Origin of the sequence: Terriglobus sp. YAF25 (genome assembly GCF_052113305.1) — a bacterium.
Classification (GTDB): domain Bacteria; phylum Acidobacteriota; class Terriglobia; order Terriglobales; family Acidobacteriaceae; genus Terriglobus.
The window spans coordinates 1-1,422 of sequence record NZ_JBFRCY010000945.1 but is presented as its reverse complement, the minus strand read 5'-3'; the positions used below and the strand labels follow the sequence as shown (position 1 = coordinate 1,422).

General features: G+C 54.8%; 1 protein-coding gene. It reads left to right on the top strand.

Annotated elements, in window-relative coordinates; all coding sequences use genetic code 11:
• On the top strand, positions 1 to 1,051 hold a 1,051-nt coding region (locus AB4043_RS25465), incomplete at its 5' end, for an amidohydrolase family protein (protein ID WP_442308514.1).
• Between the last annotated feature and the right edge of the window lie 371 nt (positions 1,052 to 1,422).

The following is a 1,422-nucleotide window of genomic DNA, read 5'->3' as shown; positions in this document are numbered from 1 at the left end:
CGTGTATGCGGGCACCGGCGAGCGCAATTCGTATGCAGGCGACAACAGTCTCTATCCTGACGGCTACACCTTCCGCGTCGGCGTTACGACCGTCGTGGATGCGGGTGGATCTGGCTGGCGGAACTTTGAAGACTTCAAGGATCGCGTGATTGATCGTTCCCACACCCGCATCCTTGCCATGCTGAATATCGTCGGCAGCGGTATGCGCGGCGCCAAGTACGAGCAGAACCTCGACGATATGGATGGCGAGGCCACCGGAAAGATGGCTCAGAAGTACCCGGGCTTGGTCGTCGGAATTAAGAGCGCGCACTTTGAAGGCCCCGAATGGAAGCCGTATGAGCAGGCGGTGATTGCCGGCAATATCGCAAAAATTCCCGTGATGATCGACTACGGCGCCAACCGCAAGGAGCGGCCGTTGTACGATCTGCTTTCGAAGGTGCTGCGTCCGGGCGACATCTATACCCACATGTATTCGGGTTTGCGCGGTGAGCAGGATGCTACCACCGGCAAGACGAGCGAAGCCCTCAAGATCGGCCGCAAGCGTGGCATCTACTTCGACGTGGGTCACGGCGGCGGAAGCTTCAACTGGACGGTTGCGGTGCCGTTGGTGAAGGAAGGGTTCATTCCGGACTCCATCTCGACGGACATTCACATCACCAGCATGAACGCCGGCATGAAAGACCAGTTGAATGTTGCCAGCAAGATGATGACGCTGGGCCTCTCGTTGCAGGAGGTCGTCAAGGAGATGACCTCGAATCCTGCCAAGGAGATTCAGCACCCTGAGCTTGGCAATCTCACAGAAGGCTCGCCCGCCGATATCACGGTCCTGCGTTTGGAGACTGGGAAGTTCGGCTTTGTCGATATGAACAACACGGTCTATCCGGGCACGAAAAAACTTGCCTGCGAACTGACCGTTCGTGACGGCAAGGTTGTGTATGACCTGAACGGCATCTCGGCCGATCCATGGAATGGAAAAGTTGTCACTCCGGCGCAGGCGAAGCGCTTTACCACGATGCATGTTCGCCCGGAGAAGCCTTCCGTAGCCCACTGAGTATTTATGGGCAGTAGGTCAAACGTCCTAGCTATAGCCCTGTCATCAGGCTGATGACAGGGCTATAGCAAAAGGCACATTGTTGTTATCACAAATCTTTAAAAAGTAAGTAAAACCTGTCGGCAAGAGACGGGAACAAGCGAAGGGCCGATTTTTCGGGATTTGGTTTTTTGGATATGAAATTTAGCTTTCAGGAGGCACTGCGTGAGGAAGTCACTGTTGTTGCTTGTTGTTTTGCTGTTCGTGGGAAGTTTTGCGTCTGCACAGGTATCTAACAATACTCAACTTGTTGGTACCATCACGGACCCGAGCGGCGGAGTTGTTTCCGGCGCGAAGATCACTGCAACCAATACCGGCACCCAGGTCCAGTA